The organism is Novosphingobium sp. B 225 (genome assembly GCF_002198665.1).
Taxonomy (GTDB): Bacteria; Pseudomonadota; Alphaproteobacteria; order Sphingomonadales; family Sphingomonadaceae; genus Novosphingobium.
In genome coordinates, this window is sequence record NZ_MWLM01000065.1 from 1 (window position 1) to 23,243 (window position 23,243).

General features: G+C 64.4%; 24 protein-coding genes and 1 pseudogene. 15 read left to right on the plus strand and 10 right to left on the minus strand.

The genetic code is table 11. The features are described 5' to 3' along the window. From MNBBLIKP_RS18095 to MNBBLIKP_RS14275, 3 genes and pseudogenes are all read left to right on the plus strand, one after another. Window positions 1–554 (plus strand): annotated as a pseudogene (locus MNBBLIKP_RS18095) (hypothetical protein); the annotation flags it as partial. Window positions 555–964: 410 nt separating this feature from the next. Then, window positions 965–3,391, plus strand: a complete 2,427-nt coding sequence (locus MNBBLIKP_RS14270) for an alkaline phosphatase family protein (protein WP_088310941.1) — start codon at window positions 965–967, stop codon at window positions 3,389–3,391. A 48-nt stretch (window positions 3,392–3,439) separates the two neighbouring features. Continuing rightward, window positions 3,440–3,784 carry a hypothetical protein gene (locus MNBBLIKP_RS14275; protein ID WP_088310942.1) on the plus strand — a complete coding sequence of 115 codons (345 nt, stop codon included), beginning with the start codon at window positions 3,440–3,442 and terminating at the stop codon, window positions 3,782–3,784. Here MNBBLIKP_RS14275 and MNBBLIKP_RS14280 read toward each other — a convergent pair. Next, on the minus strand, window positions 3,781–4,791 hold the full coding sequence (locus MNBBLIKP_RS14280) for a PAN domain-containing protein (RefSeq protein ID WP_176399782.1): 1,011 nt from the start codon (window positions 4,789–4,791) through the stop codon (window positions 3,781–3,783). The two genes, MNBBLIKP_RS14275 and MNBBLIKP_RS14280, sit on opposite strands and share 4 nt — an antisense overlap. Before the next feature lie 234 nt (window positions 4,792–5,025). On the opposite strand from MNBBLIKP_RS14280, the gene MNBBLIKP_RS14285 reads away from it, so the two are divergent. Continuing rightward, on the plus strand, window positions 5,026–5,433 hold the full coding sequence (locus tag MNBBLIKP_RS14285; RefSeq protein ID WP_088310985.1) for a RidA family protein: 408 nt from the start codon (window positions 5,026–5,028) through the stop codon (window positions 5,431–5,433). Between the two features lies 1 nt (window position 5,434). Here MNBBLIKP_RS14285 and MNBBLIKP_RS14290 read toward each other — a convergent pair whose 3' ends face one another. The 4 genes from MNBBLIKP_RS14290 to MNBBLIKP_RS14305 all read right to left on the minus strand — a co-directional run bounded on the left by MNBBLIKP_RS14290 (window position 5,435) and on the right by MNBBLIKP_RS14305 (window position 7,958). Beyond that, the gene (locus MNBBLIKP_RS14290; protein WP_088310944.1) at window positions 5,435–5,812 is read right to left on the minus strand and encodes a hypothetical protein; all 378 of its coding nucleotides are present in this window, start codon (window positions 5,810–5,812) and stop codon (window positions 5,435–5,437) included. 103 nt (window positions 5,813–5,915) lie between these two features. Then, window positions 5,916–6,221 (minus strand): alkylphosphonate utilization protein, encoded by a 306-nt coding sequence (locus MNBBLIKP_RS14295; protein WP_088310986.1) that lies wholly within the window; start codon window positions 6,219–6,221, stop codon window positions 5,916–5,918. Between the two features lie 42 nt (window positions 6,222–6,263). Further along, window positions 6,264–7,406 (minus strand): GGDEF domain-containing protein, encoded by a 1,143-nt coding sequence (locus MNBBLIKP_RS14300; protein ID WP_088310945.1) that lies wholly within the window; start codon window positions 7,404–7,406, stop codon window positions 6,264–6,266. A gap of 57 nt (window positions 7,407–7,463) precedes the next feature. Continuing rightward, window positions 7,464–7,958 carry a hypothetical protein gene (locus tag MNBBLIKP_RS14305; RefSeq protein ID WP_088310946.1) on the minus strand — a complete coding sequence of 165 codons (495 nt, stop codon included), beginning with the start codon at window positions 7,956–7,958 and terminating at the stop codon, window positions 7,464–7,466. A gap of 55 nt (window positions 7,959–8,013) precedes the next feature. Between MNBBLIKP_RS14305 and MNBBLIKP_RS14310 the strand changes: the two genes are divergently transcribed. Genes MNBBLIKP_RS14310 through MNBBLIKP_RS14325 form a run of 4 tightly spaced genes read left to right on the plus strand, consistent with a single transcriptional unit; the run spans window position 8,014 to window position 10,858 of the window. Next, the gene (locus MNBBLIKP_RS14310; protein WP_088310947.1) at window positions 8,014–8,637 is read left to right on the plus strand and encodes a GNAT family N-acetyltransferase; all 624 of its coding nucleotides are present in this window, start codon (window positions 8,014–8,016) and stop codon (window positions 8,635–8,637) included. Further along, the gene (locus tag MNBBLIKP_RS14315; RefSeq protein WP_088310948.1) at window positions 8,634–9,839 is read left to right on the plus strand and encodes an MFS transporter; all 1,206 of its coding nucleotides are present in this window, start codon (window positions 8,634–8,636) and stop codon (window positions 9,837–9,839) included. Before MNBBLIKP_RS14310 ends, MNBBLIKP_RS14315 begins: the two co-directional genes overlap by 4 nt. Before the next feature lie 58 nt (window positions 9,840–9,897). Beyond that, a complete protein-coding gene (locus tag MNBBLIKP_RS14320; protein WP_088310949.1) occupies window positions 9,898–10,524 on the plus strand; it encodes a hypothetical protein in 627 nt (208 codons plus the stop codon). Window positions 10,525–10,570: 46 nt separating this feature from the next. Then, a complete protein-coding gene (locus tag MNBBLIKP_RS14325) occupies window positions 10,571–10,858 on the plus strand; it encodes a hypothetical protein (RefSeq protein WP_140420613.1) in 288 nt (95 codons plus the stop codon). Here MNBBLIKP_RS14325 and MNBBLIKP_RS14330 read toward each other — a convergent pair. Then, window positions 10,855–11,610: a sulfite exporter TauE/SafE family protein gene (locus MNBBLIKP_RS14330; protein WP_088310987.1), complete on the minus strand. Its 756-nt coding sequence runs from the start codon at window positions 11,608–11,610 to the stop codon at window positions 10,855–10,857. The genes MNBBLIKP_RS14325 and MNBBLIKP_RS14330 overlap by 4 nt on opposite strands. A gap of 116 nt (window positions 11,611–11,726) precedes the next feature. Between MNBBLIKP_RS14330 and MNBBLIKP_RS14335 the strand changes: the two genes are divergently transcribed. The 6 genes from MNBBLIKP_RS14335 (at window position 11,727) to MNBBLIKP_RS14360 (ending at window position 17,025) form a co-directional block, all read left to right on the plus strand. Beyond that, on the plus strand, window positions 11,727–11,981 hold the full coding sequence (locus tag MNBBLIKP_RS14335; RefSeq protein WP_088310951.1) for a DUF5654 family protein: 255 nt from the start codon (window positions 11,727–11,729) through the stop codon (window positions 11,979–11,981). Window positions 11,982–12,047: 66 nt separating this feature from the next. Beyond that, window positions 12,048–13,184: a hypothetical protein gene (locus tag MNBBLIKP_RS14340; protein WP_140420614.1), complete on the plus strand. Its 1,137-nt coding sequence runs from the start codon at window positions 12,048–12,050 to the stop codon at window positions 13,182–13,184. Window positions 13,185–13,266: 82 nt separating this feature from the next. After that, window positions 13,267–14,118: a hypothetical protein gene (locus MNBBLIKP_RS14345; protein ID WP_088310953.1), complete on the plus strand. Its 852-nt coding sequence runs from the start codon at window positions 13,267–13,269 to the stop codon at window positions 14,116–14,118. Beyond that, window positions 14,115–15,380 carry a dipeptidase gene (locus tag MNBBLIKP_RS14350; RefSeq protein WP_441339283.1) on the plus strand — a complete coding sequence of 422 codons (1,266 nt, stop codon included), beginning with the start codon at window positions 14,115–14,117 and terminating at the stop codon, window positions 15,378–15,380. Before MNBBLIKP_RS14345 ends, MNBBLIKP_RS14350 begins: the two co-directional genes overlap by 4 nt. Continuing rightward, on the plus strand, window positions 15,380–16,309 hold the full coding sequence (locus MNBBLIKP_RS14355; protein ID WP_088310954.1) for an aminotransferase class IV: 930 nt from the start codon (window positions 15,380–15,382) through the stop codon (window positions 16,307–16,309). Before MNBBLIKP_RS14350 ends, MNBBLIKP_RS14355 begins: the two co-directional genes overlap by 1 nt. Next, on the plus strand, window positions 16,306–17,025 hold the full coding sequence (locus tag MNBBLIKP_RS14360) for a sulfotransferase (RefSeq protein ID WP_217896695.1): 720 nt from the start codon (window positions 16,306–16,308) through the stop codon (window positions 17,023–17,025). Before MNBBLIKP_RS14355 ends, MNBBLIKP_RS14360 begins: the two co-directional genes overlap by 4 nt. Here the strand turns inward: MNBBLIKP_RS14360 and MNBBLIKP_RS14365 are convergent. From MNBBLIKP_RS14365 to dapD, 3 genes are read right to left on the minus strand one after another with little or no spacing between them, the layout of a single operon-like run. Continuing rightward, a complete protein-coding gene (locus MNBBLIKP_RS14365) occupies window positions 17,022–18,272 on the minus strand; it encodes an esterase-like activity of phytase family protein (protein ID WP_176399783.1) in 1,251 nt (416 codons plus the stop codon). The two genes, MNBBLIKP_RS14360 and MNBBLIKP_RS14365, sit on opposite strands and share 4 nt — an antisense overlap. A 16-nt stretch (window positions 18,273–18,288) precedes the next feature. Further along, window positions 18,289–18,687 carry an ion channel gene (locus MNBBLIKP_RS14370; RefSeq protein WP_088310956.1) on the minus strand — a complete coding sequence of 133 codons (399 nt, stop codon included), beginning with the start codon at window positions 18,685–18,687 and terminating at the stop codon, window positions 18,289–18,291. 54 nt (window positions 18,688–18,741) lie between these two features. Continuing rightward, window positions 18,742–19,581: a 2,3,4,5-tetrahydropyridine-2,6-dicarboxylate N-succinyltransferase gene (gene dapD, locus MNBBLIKP_RS14375; RefSeq protein WP_088310957.1), complete on the minus strand. Its 840-nt coding sequence runs from the start codon at window positions 19,579–19,581 to the stop codon at window positions 18,742–18,744. Window positions 19,582–19,735: 154 nt separating this feature from the next. On the opposite strand from dapD, the gene MNBBLIKP_RS14380 reads away from it, so the two are divergent. Further along, on the plus strand, window positions 19,736–22,135 hold the full coding sequence (locus MNBBLIKP_RS14380; RefSeq protein WP_140420615.1) for a S8 family peptidase: 2,400 nt from the start codon (window positions 19,736–19,738) through the stop codon (window positions 22,133–22,135). Window positions 22,136–22,158: 23 nt separating this feature from the next. On the opposite strand, the gene MNBBLIKP_RS14385 is transcribed toward MNBBLIKP_RS14380, so the two are convergent. Then, on the minus strand, window positions 22,159–23,235 hold the full coding sequence (locus MNBBLIKP_RS14385) for a phosphotransferase family protein (RefSeq protein WP_088310959.1): 1,077 nt from the start codon (window positions 23,233–23,235) through the stop codon (window positions 22,159–22,161). Window positions 23,236–23,243 lie beyond the last annotated feature (8 nt).

Sequence of the window (23,243 nt, forward strand, 5' to 3'; positions counted from 1 at the left end):
CCCTGATCCCTCCCACTCACGCCACCCGCTGGTCGCGCGCCAAGATGGCGCGGTTTTTGGCGGAATTGGCGGCTACGCATTCCGTCTCTGCCGCCGCGCGGGTGGTGGGGATGAGCCGGCAATCGGCCTATCGCCTGAAAGCGCGGCTGCGGGATGATCCGTTTGATCTGGCGTGGGAGGCAGCGGTGCAATCGGGCTATGATGCCTTGCATCAGGCCGCGCTCGACCGGGCGCTCAACGGAGTGGAAGTGCCGGTCTATCACCGCGGCGAACTGGTCGGCACGCGCCGCGCATTCGATGAACGGCTGACGGTGTTCCTGCTATCGTCCCGCAACCACCACACTGTCCCGCTGGATGGCACCAGCCAGGCGGCGCGGCTGCAGTGGTCGGGCTATTTTTCCGACCTGCTGATCAAGGTCCGCAGCGGCGCGGCGCTGCCCCGGATGGCAGACGAACGCGAAGCCGCGATCGAGGCTTTGGCCGATCATATGGAGCGTGAACTGGGTGAGGAACCGGGCGATTTGCCGGGCGCGGAAAGGGGCGAAACGGCCTGAAATTCGCCCTGAAATGCACCCTGAAATGCGCAATGTGTCACCTTTTTCAGCGCAAGCTTTTGAATGGTTTCGAAAAATGCCCCGGACAGGGTGTCACCCTGGTGTCACCTTGTCCGCTTGCCGTGTCACTTTGCCGCTGCGCGTTGGCGGTGGTTTCATTTGTGACGAATTACCGGTGATCGCAATTGACAGCACCGCCCGGCAGCCGCACTCTCGCACGCATTCCGGCACAGTGCCGATCCTTCAATCAGACCGTATTCCGTGGCGGACAATCCCGCGGTGAATGAAGCACTCTGCATAGGCGGCAGCAGTTCCAGCTTGTCCATCGCCCGGATCGGGCGCGGCTGGGGACTGGCGCGTCGCCACGGTTTTGAACGGGTCGCGCCTGATCAAGCCAGGAGACTGCGACGATGAGTGATCCGACCCCTACCAGGCCCGATATGCACGTGTTCGTGCTGATGCTGGAAAACCGTTCGTTCGATCATCTGTTTGGCATGCAGACTTTTACTGGCCAGGACCTGACGGGAAATCCGACGCAGATCAACGGGTTAAAGCCGCTGCCTGCCAACTTCCAGAATAGCTACAACGGCAAATCCTATCCGCCCCAGGGCCGCGCGGTCGATCCGATGCTGACCGATCCCGGACACGAATTTCCCGATACGCTCGAACAGTTGACGGGCAGCAAGTACAACCCGCTGGTGATCGAGGGCATGGTGGGGGACAACCGCACCGGCGTGGCGGTTTACAACGCGCAATTTGCCGCCGCGATGCTCGCCATTCCGGGGAGCGGTTACAGCAATGTCTGGGGCGAACTTCCGCCGGCTCCCTTTGCGATCGGGCACATGGTTGGCAGCAACCCGACCGACATGATGGCACCGGGCGCACAAGGGCTGGCGGTGTGCAACGGCACCCAGTTCGCGGTGCTGAAGAACTATTCGGCCAAAGCCTGGCAGAACATGCAGCCTGCCCCGTTCGCGATCCAGGGCATGGTTGGCGACAATTGGGGCGGCGTGGCGATTTACAATGGCAACCGGTTTGCCGTGATGAACGACTATGATGCGAACAAGTGGTACAGCTTTCCCAATGCCCCCTTCGCGATCCAGGGCATGGTCGGCAACAACCGCGTCGGGGTAGCCATCTATAACGGCAGCCAGTTCGCGGTGATGAACAGCTATGATGATCGCAAGTGGTACAGCTTCCCGAATGCGCCATTCCCGATCCAGGGCATGGTTGGCGAAAATTCGAGCGGGGTTGCGATCTTTAACGGCAAGCGCTTCGCCGTGATGAACAATTACGATTCACGGCAATGGATTCCATTCCCCGACGCGCCGTTCGAAATCGAAGGCATGATCGGCAACAACCGCACCGGGGTGGCAATCTACAACGGCAGCCAGTTCGCCGTGATGAACAGTTATGACGACAAGAAGTGGTATCAGTTTCCCAACGCGCCGTTCCCGATTCAGGGCATGGTCGGCGATAACCACAACGGTGTTGCGGTCTATCACGGCAACCGCGTGGCGGTGATGGACAGCTATGACAGTCGTACGTGGCACGAAATGACCCCGGGGCCGTTCGATGGCAACGTCTATCCGCCGATCAACAATTCCGGCTTTGCCGCCAACTATGCCACCACCAATGACGAGGACTATCCGGCCAGCCCCCTGCATGCCGGGGACACGATCTGCTGCGCGGCAGAGGATCAGGTGCCGATCCTGACCCAGCTGGCCCGCGAATTTGCGCTTTGCGACAACTGGTTTTCATCGATGCCGGGGCCGACCTGGCCGAACCGCTTCTTTGCCATGGGCGGATCGTCGGGCGGGCTGGACCGGACCCCGACCACCGAAGACAAGGCTTCGTTCGATCTGTTTGGGTTCGCCTATGCCAAAGGTTCGATCTTCGATCACCTCGGCGCGAAGGGGGTTCCCTGGCAGCTCTATAATGACAAGACCAATGCCTATGCCGGGGTGCCGCCAACCATCTTTGGCAGCCTGGCGATCGCCTATTTCCTCAAGAACATGCACCGGCCGGTATCGCTCACCCAATTTGCGGCGGACCTGAACCGCCCGGGTGGATATCCCTATAAATTCACCTTCATCGAACCGAATTACGGCGATGCCTGGGACAGCAATTTCAAGGGCGGATCATCGCAGCATCCGGTTGACGGGCTGGATGCGGGCGAGCGACTGATCCACGATGTCTATAGCAAGATCCGCAAGTCGCCGGTCTGGAATAATTCGCTGCTCATCATCACCTATGACGAGCACGGCGGCTTTTATGATCACGTCGCGCCGCCCCCGGCGCCAAGCCCTGGCGACGGCCTGGGCAGCGGGAGCCCGCTCAACAGCTTCGGGTTCAATTTTGACCAATTGGGCGTGCGGGTTCCGGCGGTGATCGTATCGCCGCTGATAAAGCCCAATACGATTGACCACACGCTTTATGACCACACCTCGATCCTGAGCACGGTTGAAAGCTTTTTCGGCATGTCCAACCTGACCGACCGGGACAAAGTGGCGAACCGTCTGGACCATCTGCTGACCGGGCCGTTGCGGACGGACCTGGTTGAGCTGCCAGAGCCGCGGCCGGTCGTGCAGGTGGACCGACCGGCCCCCACCGACGATGATGAGGTGCTTGAACCGACCGGCAATCACTGGGGGTTCGTGCTGCTGCTGGCCAAGCAGGATTTCGAAATTTCCGACCGATCGGATGCCGCGCGCGATGCCATCCGCGCGCGGCTCGCCCAGATCAGGACCAAAGGCGATGGCCGCGCCTATGGTCTTGAGGTGCAGGCAAAAACGCTTGCCTTTGAACAGGCAGCAGGGACGGCGCCGCCCGGTTGATCCGGCGAAGGCCTTGTCTGGGCCGATGCAGTTGCCTAGGCATAGGCCATGGCCCACGACAGCCGCATCGTCCTCTGCTCCGGTCCGCACGATCCGCATGCCTTCGATGGCATCACGATCCAGCCGCGCCGGGGTGACCTTGATCGGCCTTGCCCGCTGTGTCTCGGACGCGGGCAGTGGAACCGGGAGTTCGATCTGGCCAGCCAGCGATCCAAGCGCTGCCTGTGCGACAAGTGCGACGGACGCGGCTGGATCGAGACCGGGGACGATCTGGTGCCAAGCCCGGATGTAGAGCTTTCCCCAGAAGGCCAGCCGCGCTGGGTAACGCGCTATGCGCCCTCGGACGATCGCGACGGGCCGGGACCGGAAGCGGGGGAAACCGGCGGTGGTTAGGCGGGGCGGGGGATCCCGCTGATCACCAGCCAGCGCGCTGCATCGCCTCGGTTCACGGGCGTCACCCCGGCGCCTTTGAGAGTACATTGCGGGGCAGTGCCGCCGCGCGGATAACCGGCGGCTTGCCAGGTCCAGCTGCGGCACGAAGTATCGCCAAGGCAGGTCCGCAGGCATTCTTCGCCGTCATCCGCTGCGGTGGCAAAGGTTTTCAGGGCCGGGCCGATCAGATCGACCCCCATGCCCTTGCCGCCCCACTTGTGCCCGTCTGCGGCCGCGAACCACCGCTCGCGCTCCAGCAGCGTCCGGAAAGCGCCGGGGTCGATCTGGACTTGCCAGTCCAGCATGAATTCCTGCTCGGGACCTCCGGTGCAGCGCTGGCCGACAATGTCGTTGCCGGCCACGCCCCGCCCGTCGCGCACGGTCCAGCACTCGGCCTCGACCGGTCCGGAATTGATGCGGATGGTGACACTGCCCGGGGTTTGGGAAGGGACGAATTTGTGCAGTTCATAGGCCTGGCCATAGATCGTGGTGCACAAGTGCCAATCGATCCGGGGCGGCCCGAACACCACGCCTTGGGCCAGATCGGCACAGGCCCAGGGAAACCCGCCGCCGCTCTGCCGCACGGAGTTGAGCCGGGTGGTGGGCAGAATGGCAAAGCGCTGCGCGGTTGAAGTGGGTGCGCAGGGGGCAAGCTGGATGAAAGGCGTGAGGATCAGCGGAGTGTTGCGACTGGCCTCCATGCACAAGCCCGATGCGACATGGCGAAACAGATAGCGCCCCGGGACCGGACGCAAGCGGCCTTCGACCTGGCCGGTAAGGTCAAAACGCTGTTGTTCGGTCAGCGCGAGTGTCAGCTCGCCCATCAGTTCGGCCTTGGGAGCAAGGCGGATCGTCGGGGCGTCCAGCCGGGGCAGCTTGGGACTTTGCTGAGCCGCCAGCGGCAAGGCAAGCGAGGCAGCGCACAGGGCGAGTGCGGCGGCGGCCAGGCGGCAGAACTGGGCGGGCACGAGCGGATCCTTTCGGTTGCAAGGACGCCATGGTGCCGCGCCCCGTCCGCCGCCGCACTGCCCATACGGGTAGCACGCCCCCTTTGCCGGGTCCCGCGCTTGACCCGTGGCAGTGCGGGGCGCACTTTGCGGGATCGGCAATGGAGCGATCGGGTGATGCGTAACGACAGGTCCGGGAAGCGTGTTTGCAGTCGTCCGCGGGCGAGCATTGCTGCGACGCTGGCCTTGCTGGCCATGGCTGCTCCGGTTCCCGCTGCAGCCCGGCCCGCCGCACCGGTGTTCCATCCGCGCAGTGATGACCGGCCCTTTGCCGAGGCGGTCGAACTGGGCGGGGTGCTTTACCTTTCGGGCCAGATTGGTGAGGCGCCGGACGGCAAAGGCCTGGTTCCCGGCGGGCTTGAGTCGGAGACGCGGCGGATCATGGAACGCATGGGCCAAACCCTGCGCGCCCGGGGTCTTGGCCTTGATGCAGTGTTCAAATGCACCGTAATGCTCGCCGACATTCAGGAATGGCCCGCTTTCAACGCGGTCTATGTCAGCTATTTCAAGCCGGGCCGATACCCGGCGCGATCAGCCTTTGGCACTACCGGACTGGCGCTGGGTGCGCGGGTGGAACTGGAATGCCTGGCCTGGGCCGGGTGAATCAGAAATCGTCTCCGGGATCATCCGGGGCAGCGGAATAAAGCTCGCCGTCCCAGCCATACTGGTGGTCGTTATTGGTCGAAACCCGCAGGCAATTGAGCTGCATCTGCCATGAGCCGTCCGAATTCATGGTAAAAGTGCCGGTGGCCGCGACGAACACTGTGCCGCTGGCCGCATCCGCTCCGGAAAAGCAAAGGGCGTTGTATTTGCGATCGTCGGTTGAGCCCGCCGCAGCCCAGTATCCGATCACGCGGAATGGGTCGCCTTTGTAGATGAATGTGCCGTTCAGATTGCCGTTTGAAGGGTCGCCATCAAGCGACAGCTTTACGTCATACGACCCATCGGAATTGGCCTTGGAGAAATAGTTGAAAGCGGTCATGCCTGCCCCCCAGTCTGCGCCGGGTCGCTATGCCCAGCCCGTTTGCGCCGGTGCTTGGCTAACACGGGTCGCGGGCCAAGTCGCGGGCAATTGCAGGTTTGTCTTAGCGCTTGCGCACAAATTCCGCGCGCAGCACCAGCCCCTTGATGCCGGGATACTTGCAGTCAATTTCCTGCGCGTCTCCGGTCAGCCGGATGCTGGGGATCACCGTGCCCTGCTTCAGCGTCTGGCCCGCGCCCTTGACGGTCAGGTCCTTGATCAGGGTAACGGCATCGCCGTCAGCCAGCAGATTGCCCACCGCATCCCGCACTTCCACCACATCCGCGGCGGCGCGCTTGGCGGCGAGTTCCGAGGCCGGCAGCCATTCACCGCTGTCCTCATCGTACACATAGTCTTCGTCATCAGCCATGCCTGCGGCCATGGCAGGCGCGGTGCGGTTTGGCGAGGGAATTCAGGCGGCACGCACCGGCAGCAGGGTCTTGCGTGCGGCCTTGTCGGCATAAAGCCGTTCGTCCGCACGGCGCAGCAACAGCTTGTGATCGGTCCCGTCCGCCAGGCTCAGCGCGGTGCCGAGCGACATGCCAACCAGCAGGTTCTGCCCGTCGCAGGCGAACGGCCGGGCAATCGCGGCGCGTGCGGCGGACAGTTCCGCAGCGGCCGTGACGGTGCCTTGCGCGGCCGGATAGAGCAACGCGAACTCATCGCCGCCCAGCCGCGCGATCGACAACGCACCCGGCGCATGGGTGCGCAGCCGCGCCGCCACTTCGGTCAGGATCGCATCCCCGGCGTGATGACCGTGGCTGTCATTGGCGGCTTTGAATCCATCAAGGTCGGACAGGGCCACCAGCACCGGCTCGCCGCGATCCAGCAGGCCGCGCAGCGTGGTGTCAAAGGCCAGACGGTTGTCCAGCCCGGTCAGCGGGTCAGATGCGGCCAACCGGTTGAGCTTGTGCTGCAAGGTCAGCATGGTCACCGTCTCTTCAAATTTGCCCAGCACGACCTTGGCCTGAAGCAGGGTGATCAGCACGATCATCGCCGCCATCGCCCGCACCCCCAGATTGTGATACAAGCTCATCTTGATCACGATCGGCAGCGTGGTGGCGACCATCGCTCCGATCGCGGCACGGGGCACGGCCAGCAGGCACGTGGCGCTGACCAGCCCGGCGATGCCGATGAACACCGGCGCGGTCATGCAATAATATTTCTCGGTCTCGATAAAGGCGTTGACGCACCACAGACCGGCCACCAGCCCCAGCGGTACGGTGACCAGCGGCGCGCGGCGCAACTGGCGCAGCGCGGCGGCGCTGTCATGCGCCTGGGGGCGGGTGCGAAAGCGATAGAAGATCAGCAGGGTGGCCGAAATGATGATCGCTGGCGGCGCGAGCTGTTGCCAGACCGGCAGGTCACCCACCACCGCCATGGCCATGGCCACGGCATTGGCGGCAATCGCGAGGCACAGCAGCGGCAACGAGGCCAGCAGACGTTCGTGCTGTAAGGATACCATCGCGCCGCGCACCTGAGGCGGCACTGGCGCGGTAAAGGGCGAGCACCAGCCCGTTACCTTGCGCCGCAATCCTGCCCGCGAAAACGCCATGGCCAAATGGTTCCCCAACCTGTGCCGACAGTCTGGGGAATTGTGCCTAAGATCGGGTTAAGATGCCTTGCTCAACAGGATTGCGGCCCAGACCAGCATGGTCAGCGCGCCCCCGGCCAGGGTCCAGCGGATCGCCAGTCCCAGATAGCGGGCCTGAACATCGATCGAATGGACAAAGGCCGCGAACAGGCGCTGGCGCGCGGCGCGGTCTGATTCCACGCCCTCGCTGTCAAACTCCTCGCCCAGCATCAGGGCCCGCAGCGCGAGGAAGCAAGATACCACCAACGGTGCCAGGCCGATCAGGCTGGCCACGACCAGGCCCGGCTGGCTGGGCAGGTCAAGACTGAGCGGCGCACCCGGGCTGGCCGAAATCGGGTGGGTGCCGATCGTGATCAGCAAGGCGTTGAAACCCAGCATCGCCCCCAACCGGACTGACAAATCAAGATCCCGGTTTTCCAGGAACTCCAGGTCGGCCAGGAAGCCCGGTTCAGGCGGATCGCCGCGCATCGCCTGAAAAGCGCGCAGGCGGCCACGGAAGGAGAGGAATGACATCGCGGGCAGGTTTACGAGCCTTGCTCCCGTCCTGCAAGACTGGCACGAGGCTGCAATGCACCCTGCGATCATCCGGCTTGGCCCCGATCACCGCGCCGCCGCCGTGGCGACCCTGGCCGCTGCCTTTGCTCAGGATCCGGCGCTCTGCTGGATCATCCCCGATCCCGCCGCGCGGGCACGGCGCTTGCCACTGATGTTTGACTGGCTGTTCGATGACCATCTGGAGCGCGGGCTGATGCTGGGCACGCCTGATTGCGGCGCGGTCACGTTCTGGCGCCCGCCCGGTCAGGTCCATTACCGTACCCCGCTCTACCCGCGCCACTTGCTGCATATGGTGCAGGTGTTCGGGCCGAACCTGCTGCGCGGGGCCAAAGTGGGCGATACGATCGACGCGCACGTGCCGCGCGGCGAGGCGGCGCTGTATCTGCGCTATGCCGGGGTGCGGCCAGACCTGCAGGGCAAGGGGCTGGGCGGGCAAACGATCCGCGCCGGGCTGGCCGAAGCGGCGCGGCTGGGGGTGCCGGCCTGTCTCGAAACCGCGACGCAGAGTAATGTCGGGCTCTATCAGCGGCTCGGCTTTGCCATTGTCGAGGAATGGGATGTGCGCGGGCGCGGTGCGCCGCATTTCTGGACCATGGCGACCCCAGGGGCGACCCCGGGCGCGGACTCTGCTGCATGAGCGTTGAGCGCCGCACGAGCCTGTTCGTGCTGATCACCATCTTCCTGGACGCCATGGGGTTCGGGCTGATCATGCCAGTGCTGCCGCGCCTGCTGATGCGGGTTGGCGGGATCGGGCTGGATGCCGCGATTGACGTGGGCGCGTGGATGAGCCTGTTGATGGCCGTGGCAACCTTTCTGGCCGCGCCGGTGCTGGGCAATCTGTCGGACGCTGTGGGACGCCGCCCGGTGCTGCTGATCGCGCTGGCCGGGCTGGCGGCCAATTATCTGATGCTGGCCATGGCCAATTCGCTGGCGCTGGTGATCGCCGGGCGGGTTCTGACCGGGCTGTTTGGCGGCTCTTATGGCCCGGCGCAGGCAGCGCTGGCGGACATTACAACGGCGGAAAGCCGCGCGAAAAGCTTTGCCACAGTCAGCGCGGCCTTTGGTGTCGGCTTTGTGGCGGGTCCGGCCCTGGGCGGCCTGCTCAGCCAGTTCGGGGATCGTGCGCCGTTCCTGGTGGCCTTTGCACTGGCACTGGCCAACCTGATCTATGGCCTGACCCTGTTTCCTGAAACCCTGGCCAGAGAGAACCGCCGCCCGTTCACTCTGGCCCGCGCCAACCCGTTCGGAGCCTGGCGCGTGCTGCGGGCTGAACCGCGCTTGCTGCGCTCGGCCACAGTGCTGCTGATGTGGCAAGTCGCCAGTCTGGTCTATCCTTTGACCTGGAGTTTTTACGGGATCGCGCAGCTTGGCTGGTCGGACAGGATGATCGGGCTGAGCCTGGCCGGCGTGGGGGTGGTGATTGCACTCAGCCAGACTTTCATGACGGGCCCGGTAGTGCGGCGGCTGGGTGAGCGCGGCGCAGCGACAGTGGGGATACTGGGCGCTTCGGCGGGCTTTCTGGGTTATGCCTTTACCAATTCCACTGTGATCGCCTTTGTCCTGCTGGTTGCCGTGGCGATCCAGTCGCTGGTCCAGCCAAGCCTGATGGCCATGCTGTCACGCGGGGCGACACCGCAAACCCAGGGTGAAGTGCAAGGCATCGCCGCGATGACCATGGGGCTGGGATCGATCATTGGCCCGCTGGTGCTGGTCAAGCCGATGGCCTGGCTCACTGCACCGGGCGCTCCGGTCCATTTTCCGGGCGTGCCCTATCTGATCGCCGCGCTTATCGCGCTGGCCGCACTGCCGCTGCTGCACCGTCCCTCCCCGAACGGGTAGCGCCAGGCATGGTCGCAAGGGCCTATCGTTGGCGTTCAATCTTTCGGAAGGCCACTCAATGAACCCCTTTGCCAAGTCTGTCCTGACCCTTGCCGCCGCCCTGCTGACCATGCCCGCCACCGCGCAAAGCGTGCAGTGGGCGAGCAAGCCCGCCGATGGCCCGGCCGGACCGACCACGGCCGCCGTGCTGGGTCAGCCTGACGGGCTCGCCACCTCGATCTCGTTCTACGCCGCCAGCTATGTTCGCGATTTTCAGCCCGGCAAGGTCAGCGGCGCGGCCATCGAAAAGGCGTTGAAACTGCCCGCCGGGGAACTGGCGAAATGGGACGTGATTGCCTTTGAAAGCAAGACGATCGATCCGGCCCTGCCGGGGTTCGACAGTTCGATGTGGATGGTCAGCGATCTGAACCGGATCGCCTCGGTGGTCTATGACGGCAAGACCCGCATGGCAGCCCCTGGCACTGGTCCTGGCTGGACCTTCAAGACCGGAACCATGACCAATGCCGAATTCAAGGCCACCTTTGGCCCCGCACCGCGCGCTTTCGGGGATTATGCCTGGCTGCTGATCAAACTGCCATCGACCATGGACAAGCGGTCGGACCGGCTGGCAATATGGCTTAGCGGGGGGCCGATTCCGGGCTCCGCCTCCGATCCTTCGCCCGATGCGATCGGGGTGATCCGCTGACTGTAAAGGGATTGCCATGCGCCGCTTTGCCGCTCTCGCTGCTGTATTGATTACCCCCGTTGCCGCGCTGGCCGCCCCGCCCGTGGTCGGCGGTTGGAGCGAAGTGCCGGGGGCGCAGCTCCAGGCCGAAGTCGGTGCGGCTGCGCGCTTTGGCGTGGCACATCTGCCCAAACCTCACGGCGCGCTGGTGCGGATTGTCGGGGCTGAACGGCAAGTCGTTGCGGGGATGAATTACCGCATGCTGGTGGTGCTGAAAGGCGGCGCAAAGTGGCGGATGCAGGTGTGGAAGAAGCTGGACGGGACGATGGAACTGACCCGCTTCAAACGGGACTAGAACAACCCGTCGAGCGTAAGTTTCAGCCCCAGCAGCACCATCAGCAGATAGATCACGGTATAGAACCGGTGTGAACTCATCCGCCGGATCAGCCGAACTGCAACCAGCGTGCTGACCACCGCCAGCGGGATCAGCAGGGCCCCGGCGCTCAGCGTCTGGTGGTTAAGGTTGCCGAGCGCGAAATAGCTGGGGACTTTCATCCAGTTGACCATGGCGAACAGGATCGAACTGGTTCCGACATAGGTCTGGTGCTCCAGCCGCCGCGGGGTGACCCACATCTGGAACGGCGGGCCGCCGGCATGGGCGATCTGGCTGGTGAACCCGGTCGCCACACCAAACAGTGCGCCGATCCAGCCCGGCGAGGCGCTCGCGGCAACGATCCGCCCGCCGCGCTCGATCCACAAGCGGTAGAGCCCGAAGGCCAGAGTAATCAGGCCCAGCACCAGCAGCAGGCGCGCTTCCGGCACGGCGGCGGCCAGCAGCGAGGCGATGAGAATTCCGGCCAGCGCGCCCGGTGCCATCCAGGCGACGATCCAGCGATCCCAGGTCTTGCGAAACGACCAGACGGAAACCACGTCCTGGACCAGCAGCACTGGCATGAGCAGCGCCGCCGCTTGCGCCGGGGCCAAAGCCAGCGCCAGCAAGGGTGTGGCCAGCGCGCCGACGCCCGAAAAGCCGCCCTTGGCCATGCCAAGGATCAGCACCGCAACCACGGCCAGCACCAGCACTTTGGGATCGGACAACAGCTCCATTGCGCCAGTCAGCACTGTGGCGGCCTGTGTGCAAGTGTGCATGGGCGCTTGTCCGCAGCCGCACATCGGCTAAATTCCGCGCCGCTTTTGCACTGTAAACTGGGGAGCATTCAAACATGACCAATCCGCGCGCCATGGTGCAGACCATGATCACACTTGCCTCTGCCTCGCTTGGCCTGGTCGCTGCGCTGGCCTGGAACGAAGCGATCAAGGCCACATTGGCCAAGCTGGGGTTGAGCGACGATCTGGCCGGGCTGTACACTTATGCAATCCTGGCCACGGTGATCGCGGTGGTGGTGCTGGCCCTGCTTGGCAAGCTGGCCGCCAAGATTGGCGGCGACGCCGCGTTCGAGCGCGAAGCCGAGGGCTGATACGGCCCATTGCGCATTGCCTAGTCTGCTGAAAGGGCTAAGCTTTTCAGCAAGGAGGTGAGTCGCATGGACCCATCCTTGACCAGACGGCAATTGTTGCGGGGCGGGGCTGACCTGGCCATGCTGGGCAGTTCCGCGTCAGCATTGGCCTTGATCGATCCCAAGGACATCTCGCGCCTGCTTGGCCAGATGCCATCGCAGCTGAAGGCGGCGCTTCCAGCTGAGGCCTTGCAGGCCGCCGACGTGATTGGCGAGCTGCTGGGGCTGGAAGGCAAGGCCAAGGCGCTGCGCCTGCCGGGGTCAAAGCTGGGCATCGGCGAAGGCGGCATTGCAGCTGATCCAGAGCGGCTTTACGAAACGGCCATGCCGCGCCTCGTCGCGCTGATCGACCGGGCCGAACGCGCTGCGCCGGGGCTGGCCGAGCAGGCCGGCGGGCTGCTCGCCAAATTGCACGCGACCCAGCATGTCGTCGCAGAGGCGCTGGCCCGGCTCGATAGCGGAGACGCACCGCTGCTGCGCCTGCCACTGGCGCAGGTTGCCCCGGATGGCGAAGCGATCAAGCTGCCCGATGCAGTGGTTACCGTGCCGCAGGAGCCAGAGCCCGATCCGGTGCTGGGCGCGCCCAGAACCTCGCTCAAGTATGACGAGATCGGGCGCGAATACGAAGACTGGTTCAAGGCCGCGAAGATCCGTCCGAAGAATGCCGATCACGCCCGGTGGCACCTGACCATGATGCGCGAGGCACGGCCGCGTTACGAGGCGGTGGGCAAGCGGCTGGGCATCCCGTGGCACTTCATCGCCGCGATCCACGGGCTTGAAGCGAGCTTCAATTTTCGCGCGCACCTGCACAACGGAGACTTCCCGCTCGCCGCGCGTACCCGCCAGGTTCCGGCCGGACGCCCGCGCGTGTGGCTGCCGCCGAGCGACTGGGAATCGAGCGCGATCGACGCCTTGCGGCTGATGGGCTTCACCGGCGAGGCTGACTGGAGCCTGCCACGCACGCTCTACAGGTTGGAGGCGTTCAACGGCTTTGGTTATCGCCGGATGGGCCGGGCGACGCCCTATCTGTGGTCGTTCTCGACGCTTTACGAACGGGGCAAATACGTCGCCGATGGCCGGTTCGATCCCAATGCCCGCTCGCACCAGTGCGGCGCAGCAGTGATGCTGAAAGTGCTTGCTGACGCGGGCGAACTGTCCGCTTGAGTGCGGCACACATTTTTTGTCCTTCGCAAGTAGGCAGACGAACTGTATTGCTGCTCTATTACAGTTCGGAGATCCCGTTTCCATGCAACACTCTATTCGAATTCTGGCGCCAGCCGTACTGGCGATCGCCGCCGTGCCAACCGCCGCCCATGCCGGAGCCTGCGAGGACGGTTTCGTCAAAAAGGGCAATCCCGTTACCGGCCTGCGCTTCATTGCCAGCGGGGCAGTTGCCGATCTGCCTGCAGATATTGCCATCAAGCAGATGCGCGGCATTTCGGCGCGGCGCGGATATGACATCATCGCCTCTGAACCAGAGAGCGGCGCACTGCTAATCGAGCAAGGCCGGACCGGCAATTCGCGTGCCTTCCCGATCGAGATCCAGGCGGTGAGCGAGGGCGGTGTGGGCACGGTGCGAATGGAAGCCAAGCTTCCCGCCGGAATGGCCGCCGGGGCCGATGGAGCCAAGACCGAAATGTGCGCGATGCTGGCCGAGCTGAAAGGGGGCAAGGCCGGTCGGCTTGCTGCTGCCAGCGGGGCCAATGCGGTCACCCAGCAGGCTGCTCCCGTGGCGCTCAGCGCGCAGGAATTCTCGCAGCAGATTTCCAAGGATGCTGAACGCAATTCGGCGATCATCCCGTCGCGCTATGCTGGCAAGAAGTTCACCTTGTCTGGCACGGTTGACTATGTGATCAAGGACGGCAATACCAACCGGATTGCCTTCAAGATCCTGCAGCCGCACGAACTGGCCCTGCGCCTGCCGAACATGGCCAGCACCCTGTCTGCCGTAAGCTGCCTTATGGCGCCAGGAACATCGGTCTTTACCTTGCAGCTCAAGCCGGGCAAATCAGTAAAGTTGACTGGCACGTTCCACGAATTCAACGAATTCAAGGACGTTGTCTGGTTCAAGGATTGCACCCCCGCCCAAGGAAAATGATGATGCGAACCAAGCTGCTGCTCGCCACCGGGATTGCCCTTCTGGCGGCTGGTCCGGTCTGTGCGAAGACCCCTGAACAGATCGCCGCGGCAGCCCTTGCCGCCGCGCCGGTGTTCGATGGCCACAACGATGTGCCCGAACAGCTGCGCGACCGGCGCAAAAACGTGCTGGGGGACTTCGACTTCCGCGATACCACCAAAACCGGCGATCCGGCCACGGGCATCGGCGCGATGATGACTGACCTCAACCGGCTGCGGGCTGGCAAGGTGGGGGCGCAGTTCTGGTCGGTCTATGTCTCGGCCAGCCTGCCCGAACCGCAAGCGGTGCAGGCGACGCTGGAACAGATCGACGTGATGAAGCGGGTGATCGCGCGCTATCCGGCGGACTTGCAGCTTTGCACTGACAGCACCTGCGTGGAAGCTGCGTGGAAAGCGGGCAAGATCGCCTCACTGCTTGGCATGGAAGGCGGGCATTCGATCGGCGGTTCGCTCGCCGTGCTGCGCCAGATGCATGCGCTCGGCGCGCGCTACATGACCTTGACCCATTTCAAGAACCTCGCCTGGGCCGAAAGCGCTACCGATGTGCCAATGGCGCAAGGGCTGACCCCGCTTGGTAAGGACGTGGTGCGCGAAATGCAGCGGCTGGGGGTGCTGGTCGATCTGGCGCATGTCAGCGAAAAGGCCATGCTCGAAGTCCTCGCAGTGGCTAAAGCTCCGGTGATCGTCAGCCACTCCAACGCCCGCGCGGTCAATCACCACCCACGCAATGTGCCTGACAGCGCGCTTGACGCAATCAAAGCTAACGGCGGGATCGTCATGATCAACTTTTTCCCGGCCTATGTGGTCGAGGACACCCGCCAGTACAACGCTCGCCGTTCCGGTGAGGAAGCGCGCCAGAAGGCGCTGGGCACTGGCAATCCCGATGCGGTGAAAGCCGCCATGGCGCAGTGGGACAAGGATAACCCGTTGCCCACCGGCGGCCTTGCCGATGTGGTTGCCCACATTGACCATATCGCCCAGCGGATCGGGATCGATCATGTTGGCCTGGGTGGTGACATGGACGGGATCGACAACACGGTGAAGGGGATGGAGGATGTCTCCAAATACCCGGTGTTGTTCACCGAACTGGCAAGGCGCGGCTATAGCCAGGCCGACCTGGAAAAGATTGCCAGCCGCAACATGCTGCGGGTGATGAAGGGGGCGGAAGCCTATGCCAAGGCGCATCAGGGCGACGCGCCGATTGAAAACGCGACGACCTTCTGATGACGCAGCAGACCTCGCTTGGCACCCACGATTTCAACGCCGATCCGCGCAATGACAGCGTCCTGATCAGCGTCAACGGCGATCTGGTGCCGCGTCCGCAGGCGGTGGTCTCGGTGTTCGATTCCGGGTTCATGCTGGGCGACGGGGTGTGGGAAGGACTGCGGCTGCATCGGGGGCGCTTCGCTTTCCTTGAAGCCCATCTCGACCGGCTCTATGAAGGCGCCAAGGCGATCATGCTCGACGTGGGCCTGACCCGCGAGGAGCTGACTTCGCGGCTCGATGCGGTGATCGATGCCAATGGCATGCGCAATCAGCAGGGCGTCCACATTCGCCTGATGGTGACGCGGGGGATCCGCTCAACCCCCTATCAGGACCCGCGTGTGGTGATCTCGCCCGCCACGATTGTGATTATCCCCGAATACAAGACCCCGCTGCCCAGCACGATCGAACGCGGGATTCGCCTGTTCACCGTCCACGTCCGGCGCGGCGATCCGGCAGTGCAGGACCCCAAGCTCAATTCGCACAGTAAATTGAACTGCATCACCGCCTGCATCCAGGCCGCGCAGGCCGGGACGGACGAAGCCTTGATGCTCGATCCGCACGGGTTCGTTGCCACCTGCAATTCGACCCATTTCTTCATCGTCCGCAAGGGCGAGGTTTGGACCTCAAGCGGGGACTATTGCCTGGCTGGGATCACCAGATCGAATGTGATCAGGGTCTGCCGCGAAGCGGGGATTCCGGTCTATGAGAAGAACTTCTCGCTGACCGAAGTCCACGGCGCGGATGAGGCCTTCGTGACCGGCACTTTCGCCGGGGTCGTGCCGGTGACCGAGATCGACGGCCGCAAGCTGACCGAAGCGCGCGGGCCGATGGTCGATCGCCTGCAGGGCCTTTACCGTGCGCTGATGGACCGGGACGTCGCGGCGTGACCATCGCAATCGCGATGTGGTCCGGCCCGCGCAACATCTCGACCACGATGATGCGCAGCTTCAGCGCGCGCGCCGATTGCGCGGTGAGTGACGAGCCGTTCTATGGTTGCTTCCTGAAAGATACCGGGGCCGATCACCCGATGGCGGACGAAGTGATCGCGGACATGGATTGCGACTGGCAGAGCGTGGCCGCAGCGCTGCGCGGTCCCGCGCCGGGGGACGCGCCGGTGTGGTATCAGAAACACATGCCGCACCACATGGAAGGCCCGGTCTCGATCCGCGATTTTCCCGGCCACGTTCATGCCTTCCTGATCCGCGAGCCCGAACGGGTGATCGCCAGCTACGGGGTCAAGCGGGGCGAGGCGCGGTTTGAGGACCTGGGTTATGCGCGGCTGCTTGAATATTTCGAATGGGCGCGCGGCGCAGGGCTGGACCCGGCGGTGGTCGATACCACCAGCCTGCTGGCCGACCCGGCGCGCGGACTGGCAAAGCTGTGCGAGCGGCTGGGTATCGGCTGGGATCCGGCGATGCTGCATTGGCAATCCGGCGTGCATCCTGGAGACGGCATCTGGGCAAGCCATTGGTATGACAAGGTTGCTGCTTCAACCGGCTTCGGCCCGCCCGCTGGGTCGTTGCCTGAGCTTGATGGCGATGCGGCGCGGCTCGCGGACCAGTGCCGCCCCTATTACGAGGCGATGAAGGCTTTCGCGCTTTAGGCCCAGAGCGGTTCGGGCAGGACTACGCGCCAGAACCCGGTGACTGCGCCTTCGGTGCCATAGTCGCTGTCGCTGGCCAGCAGCAGGGTCGTGGGATCAAGCGCAATCAGGCCTTCCAGATCGCAGCCGATTTCGGAGTGATCGTCGGTGCTGAGGACCAGGTGCTTGGCCAGCACCGGCACACCTGCAGCGCGCAGCCCTGCCGCGCCCAATTGCTCCAGCGTGGGGCGCCGCGCAGGATCGCGCCATTCGGGGGGCAGCGCCCTTCCGGCGTCGGGGCGCACGTGGTAGAGTTTGGTCGATTGGGTAACCCGTTCCAGCACCAGCATGCTGCCATCGCCCAGCATGGCCAGCTCGCTGACTTTGACATCGTCGCGCGCCACTGGCCCCAGCTCACAGTCGCGCTGGAATGTCTCGGGCGGATCGAGCGGATAGGCATACTCGGCCTGAAGACTGCCATCGGCCGGGTCGAGCGCCCAGATCCGCACCAGATCCGATTGCTGGTGGGCCGCGCGATCGGGGTGGCTCAGCGGGCTCTGGAACGCGGTGTAGAGCGTGGTGCCATCGGGGCTCAGCGCCAAAGCTTCGAACCCGCGGTTGAGTTTGCGCACCAGAGCCAGCGGATCGATCGTTTCGGCAATTTCCATGCCCGACCCGGCAAACGCTGCACTTGTGCCGTGGGGCACGCAGCGGCGCAGGACTGTGCCGCTGCGGTCAACCAGCAGCAGCGACGGGCCATATTCTTCGGCGATCCACATCCGCCCGTCCGGCAGACAGGCGATCCCTTCGCTGTCCGCCCCGCGTGGATTGCAGCCCAGCGGCTGGCCATCGAGCGCGAGCGCGGGTTCGTTTTCCTGTTCGGCCAGCGGCAAGGGTAGTCCGCTGATCGCTGCGCCGTCTGGTGTACGCAGCGGCAGGGCTTCTTCCAGCACCACCGCGTCGCCGTCGATCCGGAACCGCGCGACCGACGGTCCGGCAGTAGGCAGCGGCATGACCTTGGCCCCATCGATCGCGGTTGCCGCCGCCAGCGCGGTCAAACCATAGCGCGCGACCGCATCTTTCGGCTTGATGTTGGGGCCGCGGTCTCCCACGCCCCAGAAGGTTCCGGGTGGGTCCAGCGCCCCGCGCGACAGGCCGGAAGTCAGGCTGCGGGTCAGCCGCATCGTGCCCTTGGTCATGGCCAGGTCCGCAAGCGGCGGATCGCTCCAGGCGAGCCGCTCGATCCGGATTTTACCTGGCGCTGCCATGCTGTGCTGCCCCATCCTAATGCGGGTCGATCCGCCCGATCATGCGAAAGAAGAACGCGGTTGACCAGCCAAGCAGGAACACCCCCATGATGCTTTCGAACGCGCCCAGCAGCCGCCATTCGGCAGCGATATGGGTATCGTTATAACCCACGGTGGAATAGCTGATAGTCGAGAAATACAGCGCGTCTTCCAGCCCGTGGATCGCCCCGGTGGCCAGATAGACCGCTGCGAAGGCCCAGATTTCCAGCCCGTGCAGCGCAAAGGTAGCCAGCACAATTCCCAGCGTGAACAGCGCGCCGCGCGGGCTGAGCGGGCGAATGTGCTTGATCCGTTCAAGCGCCAGCTCGCTCCGCAGCGCGCGGTTGAGTCCGAACAGGCCTGCGCCGTGGATTGCCACGCAAAGCACCACCATCATGGTTGAGATGGCAAACTGCGTGAGGAGGTGGCTGTCCACGAAGCGCAGCCAGGCCTAGTCGCGCAGCAGTTCGTTGATCGCGGTCTTGGACCGGGTCTGCGCATCGACTGTCTTGACGATCACTGCGCAGTACAGCGACGGGCCAGGGCTGCCATCGGGCAAGGGCTTGCCCGGCATCGATCCCGGTACGACCACGCTGTAGGGCGGGACACGGCCAATGTGGACCTCGCCGGTCTGGCGATCGACGATCTTGGTCGATGCGCCGATGAACACGCCCATCGACAGCACCGCGCCTTCACAGACCCGCACGCCTTCCACCACTTCACTGCGCGCGCCGATGAAGCAGTTGTCCTCGATCACCACCGGCCCGGCCTGCAGCGGTTCAAGCACGCCGCCAATCCCGACCCCGCCGGACAGGTGCACGTTCTTGCCGATCTGCGCGCAGGAACCGACCGTGGCCCAGGTATCGACCATGGTGCCATCGCCCACGAAAGCGCCGATGTTGACGAAGCTGGGCATCACCACCACGCCCTTGCCGATGTGCGATCCGCGCCGCACCACCGCGCCCGGCACGATCCGGAAGCCGGCTTCGCGAAAACGGTTTTCGCCCCAGCCTTCGAACTTGCTCGGCACCTTGTCGAATGCCGGCGCGCCGGCGGCGCCGTTCGGGACCACGGCGTTGTCGTTCAGCCGGAAGCTCAGCAGCACGGCCTTCTTGAGCCACTGGTTGACCTGCCAGCCGCCCTGTCCGTCGGGCTCGGCCACGCGGGCCTGGCCATTGTCGAGCATGGCGAGCGCGGCTTCGACCACTTCGCGAACATCAGCGCTGGCGGGGGTAACGGTGTCGCGGCCTTCCCAGGCCTGTTCAATGGCAGCGGCAAGATTGGCGGACATGGCGGAAATCCTCTGGGTCACGGGCTCTATTGGGCTTGCGCCTATCGCCCTGCCGCAAAGGGAGCAAGCGCAGACCTGCTTTCATCAAATAAATTCAAGGTTCACACTTTTGCTGGCACTATGCATGGCTTGATCGGCTGAGGGGTCGTGTCCGATGGCTAAACCATTCTATTTGCAGGCACGTTGGAACCTGTGCGCAGCGTTGGGTTCGTTGGCGCTGGTCGCGGGATGTGGCGGCGGTGGCGGTGGCTCAGTCGCCTCGACCCCCACTCCGGCGCCGACTCCAACACCCACGCCAACCCCCGCGCCTACGCCGACACCAACCGTCACTCCTACCCCGATCGCTTCGTTCCAAACCAGCGAGTACAACCGCTCCAACGGCGCGGTGCAGCACGGAGCGATCAGCGCCTGGGCCGCCGGATACAGCGGGCAAGGAGTGACGATCGGGATCGTTGATACCGGGATCGACACCACCAGCCACGAATTCACCGGCCGCATCGCCAGCCAGTCCGCCGATGTCGCGGGCAGCCGGGGGGTGCAGGCCGAGGATGATCACGGCACAAATGTCGCGTTGGTCGCCGCCGCCGCGCGCGATAATACCGGGGTGGTCGGGATCGCGTTCAATGCGACCATCGCCATGTTTCGCGCCGACAAGCCGGGCAGCTGCGCCACCTATGATCCCAACGTCAAGGACAGCGGCTGCGATTTTCTGGATTCTGACATCACCAAGGGCATCGATGGTGCGGTGGCGGCCGGAGCCAAGGTGATCAACCTCTCGCTTGGCGGATCGGCTCCCAATGCGGCGCTGCGCAGCGCCGTGTCGCGCGCTACATCGGCGGGGGTAGTCGTGGTGGTTTCGGCCGGGAATGACGGGGATTCGACTGATCCCGATGTCGATCCCGCCAACCCCGATCCCTTTGCCAGCGGACTTCAGGCGGTGGGCGGCGGTGCGGTGATTATCGCCGGGTCGGTCGACAAGGACGGCAATTTCTCTGCCTTCAGCAACAAGGCCGGGACGGGGCAGCAATGGTTCCTGTCAGCGCGGGGGGAACGGGTCTGCTGCGTCTATGAAAACGGCGTGATGAAAGTGATCGATAATGCCGACGGCACCCGCTCGGTCTTCGTGTTTTCGGGCACAAGTTTTTCCGCGCCTCAGATCGCCGGGGCGGCGGCGCTGCTGCGGCAGGCCTTTCCCAACCTGACCGGGGCGCAAGTGGTCGATATTCTGCTCAAGACCGCGAAAGACGCGGGCGCGACCGGGACTGACAGCACCTTCGGCCGGGGGATCATGGACATCGCCGCGGCCTTTTCTGCGCAGGGCGTCACCAGCCTGGCGGGAAGCGCACAGGTGCTGCCGGGCAGCGATACCACGCTGGTCACTTCCGCGCCGATGGGCGATGCGGCCGGGCAGGCAGGTGCGGTCAATGCGATTGTGCTAGACGCCTATGGCCGCGCTTATCAGTACGATGTCGCGCAGGGGCTGCGCTCGGCCGGAATCGCGCCCAGACTGGAAAGCGCACTGAGGGCCGATCGCCGCAGCCTGACAATGGGCCAGGGCCAACTCAGCCTGGCCTTTTCGGTCGATGCCAGCGGGCGGACCAGCCGGCTGCCGTGGCAAGGCGCGCTACATCTGACCGCACACGATGCCGATCAGGCACGCGTGCTCGCGGCGCGGGTGGTGGCACGGATCGCGCCGGGGCGGCAACTTGGCTTCGTGTTCCGCCAGGGCGCGGACGGGCTGGTCGCGCAGCTGCAAGGACGTCAGCAGCCTGCCTTCGTGATCGCTCAAGGGCCTCAGGACAGCTTGGGCTTTGGCGAAAGCGGGCAGATTGGTCTGGCGCTTCGCCAACAGTTCGGCCCTTGGGGGCTGACCCTGAGCAGTGAGAACATTAAGGCTGTCGCCGCCGCCACCGCTCAACTGGCGCAAAGCGCGACCACACGGCTGGCCAATGTCCCCGCCAACCGCATGGGCGTCGCGCTCGATCGCCGGTTTGGCGCGATGGATGCAGCCCTGGGGGCCAGCTGGCTGGGCGAAAGTGGTTCGATCCTGGGCGCGCGGCTGCATGGTGCGCTGGGGCGGGGCGGGGCGGACAGTGTGTTTGCAGATGCGGCGCTCGGCTGGCAGCCCGGAGCACATTGGCGGCTATCGGCGGCGTGGCGCGGGGGCATGACCTGGGCAAAGCAGCGCGGCACGGTAGCGGCGGGATCGCACTTGCTGACCTCGGCCTGGGCGCTCGATCTCAGCCGCTCTGGCTTGTTCCAGCCGGATGATGCGCTGTCGCTGCGGCTGGCCCAGCCGTTACGGGTGGAGCGCGGTGCGCTGAACCTGAACCTGCCGGTCGATTACTCCTATGCCAACCTCGCCCCCGGCATGGGCCTGCGTCAGCTGTCGCTGAGCCCCAAGGGGCGCGAGCTGGATGTCGAACTGGCGTGGCGCGGCGCACTGCTAGGCGGCGGCGCTACGGCCAGTCTGTTCTGGCGCAAGGACCCAGGGCACTATGCCAGCCTGCCCCATGATCGGGGGATGGCGCTGAGCTGGAGCAGGCAATTCTGAGCTATTGCTAGTGGCGTCCTTGTTCAGGCCGCTCCCGCCTTCACTGCAAACTCCCAAGCCCGGTCAACCAGCGGCTGGACCCGGTCGGACTGGGCCTTGGCATGGGCCGAACTGGCGGTACCATCAATCACCCGCTTCTTGATCCCTTGCAGGATGCCTGCCAGACGGAAGAAGTTGTAAGCGAAGAGCCAGTTCATGTCGGGCAGAGAATCTCGCCCGGTGGCTTGGCAATAGCGTTCGACCACTTCTTCAAGTTCGGGAATACCCAGCGCCTTGCGATCAAGGTCCTGTACCCCACTGCGTCCGCCGTTGTCAGTGACATAGGCCATGCAAACATAGGAGAAATCCCCGAGGGGATCGCCCAGTGTGGACAGTTCCCAGTCAAGCACAGCCAGTACTTCGGGCTGGTCCTTGGCCCAAATCATGTTGTCGATCCGATAGTCGCCATGCACTACGCTGGTCCGAGTCTGTTCGGGCAGCGTAGTCGGCAGCCATTCGATCAGCCGTTCCATTGCGGGCATGTGTTCGGTTTCGGAGAGCTTGTATTGTTTGGTCCAGCGATCAACCTGCCGGCCGAAGTAGTTGCCCGGCTTGCCGAAGTCCGTCAGGCCGACGGCATCAACGTCAACGCTGTGTAGATGGGCCAGAGTATCGATCATGGCCAAGTAGGTTTGCCGGCGGCATTCCGGGGCCGCGCCGGGCATGGCGCCGTCCCAGATCGTTTTTCCATCGACCATGTCCATGATGTAGAACCACGACCCGACCACGCTGTCGTCGGTGCACAGGCCGAATTGCTTTGCCGCCGGGAAGCCTGCACGGTTGAGCGCGTTCTGGACCTTGTATTCGCGATCCACGGCATGGGCGCTAGGCAGAAGCGGGCCGAACGGCTTGCGGCGCAACACGTAATTGCCGCTTTTTGCTTCGACCTTGTAGGTCGGGTTCGATTGCCCGCCCTTGAACTTGGTCATGTGCAGCGGGCCTTCAAAGCCCGCGACGTTGGCCTGCATCCATTCCGTCAGCCTGACTTCGTCGAGCTTGTCTGCACCTTCGGGTTCAACCGTGCCGACAAAGGCTTCGTCTGCATTGATCGCTTCCGTCATGGGCTCTC

What these genes read in the sequence shown, in the direction of transcription:
- MNBBLIKP_RS14270 (WP_088310941.1), top strand. Translation starts at nt 965, where the DNA reads ATGAGTGATCCGACCCCTACCAGGCCCGATATGCACGTGTTCGTGCTG.
- MNBBLIKP_RS14275 (WP_088310942.1), top strand. Translation starts at nt 3,440, where the DNA reads ATGGCCCACGACAGCCGCATCGTCCTCTGCTCCGGTCCGCACGATCCG.
- MNBBLIKP_RS14285 (WP_088310985.1), top strand. Translation starts at nt 5,026, where the DNA reads ATGGCTGCTCCGGTTCCCGCTGCAGCCCGGCCCGCCGCACCGGTGTTC.
- MNBBLIKP_RS14290 (WP_088310944.1), bottom strand. Translation starts at nt 5,812, where the DNA reads ATGACCGCTTTCAACTATTTCTCCAAGGCCAATTCCGATGGGTCGTAT.
- MNBBLIKP_RS14295 (WP_088310986.1), bottom strand. Translation starts at nt 6,221, where the DNA reads ATGGCTGATGACGAAGACTATGTGTACGATGAGGACAGCGGTGAATGG.
- MNBBLIKP_RS14300 (WP_088310945.1), bottom strand. Translation starts at nt 7,406, where the DNA reads ATGGCGTTTTCGCGGGCAGGATTGCGGCGCAAGGTAACGGGCTGGTGC.
- MNBBLIKP_RS14305 (WP_088310946.1), bottom strand. Translation starts at nt 7,958, where the DNA reads ATGTCATTCCTCTCCTTCCGTGGCCGCCTGCGCGCTTTTCAGGCGATG.
- MNBBLIKP_RS14310 (WP_088310947.1), top strand. Translation starts at nt 8,014, where the DNA reads ATGCACCCTGCGATCATCCGGCTTGGCCCCGATCACCGCGCCGCCGCC.
- MNBBLIKP_RS14315 (WP_088310948.1), top strand. Translation starts at nt 8,634, where the DNA reads ATGAGCGTTGAGCGCCGCACGAGCCTGTTCGTGCTGATCACCATCTTC.
- MNBBLIKP_RS14320 (WP_088310949.1), top strand. Translation starts at nt 9,898, where the DNA reads ATGAACCCCTTTGCCAAGTCTGTCCTGACCCTTGCCGCCGCCCTGCTG.
- MNBBLIKP_RS14330 (WP_088310987.1), bottom strand. Translation starts at nt 11,610, where the DNA reads ATGGAGCTGTTGTCCGATCCCAAAGTGCTGGTGCTGGCCGTGGTTGCG.
- MNBBLIKP_RS14335 (WP_088310951.1), top strand. Translation starts at nt 11,727, where the DNA reads ATGACCAATCCGCGCGCCATGGTGCAGACCATGATCACACTTGCCTCT.
- MNBBLIKP_RS14340 (WP_140420614.1), top strand. Translation starts at nt 12,048, where the DNA reads ATGGACCCATCCTTGACCAGACGGCAATTGTTGCGGGGCGGGGCTGAC.
- MNBBLIKP_RS14345 (WP_088310953.1), top strand. Translation starts at nt 13,267, where the DNA reads ATGCAACACTCTATTCGAATTCTGGCGCCAGCCGTACTGGCGATCGCC.
- MNBBLIKP_RS14350 (WP_441339283.1), top strand. Translation starts at nt 14,115, where the DNA reads ATGATGATGCGAACCAAGCTGCTGCTCGCCACCGGGATTGCCCTTCTG.
- MNBBLIKP_RS14355 (WP_088310954.1), top strand. Translation starts at nt 15,380, where the DNA reads ATGACGCAGCAGACCTCGCTTGGCACCCACGATTTCAACGCCGATCCG.
- MNBBLIKP_RS14365 (WP_176399783.1), bottom strand. Translation starts at nt 18,272, where the DNA reads ATGGCAGCGCCAGGTAAAATCCGGATCGAGCGGCTCGCCTGGAGCGAT.
- MNBBLIKP_RS14370 (WP_088310956.1), bottom strand. Translation starts at nt 18,687, where the DNA reads ATGATGGTGGTGCTTTGCGTGGCAATCCACGGCGCAGGCCTGTTCGGA.
- dapD (WP_088310957.1), bottom strand. Translation starts at nt 19,581, where the DNA reads ATGTCCGCCAATCTTGCCGCTGCCATTGAACAGGCCTGGGAAGGCCGC.
- MNBBLIKP_RS14380 (WP_140420615.1), top strand. Translation starts at nt 19,736, where the DNA reads ATGGCTAAACCATTCTATTTGCAGGCACGTTGGAACCTGTGCGCAGCG.
- MNBBLIKP_RS14385 (WP_088310959.1), bottom strand. Translation starts at nt 23,235, where the DNA reads ATGACGGAAGCGATCAATGCAGACGAAGCCTTTGTCGGCACGGTTGAA.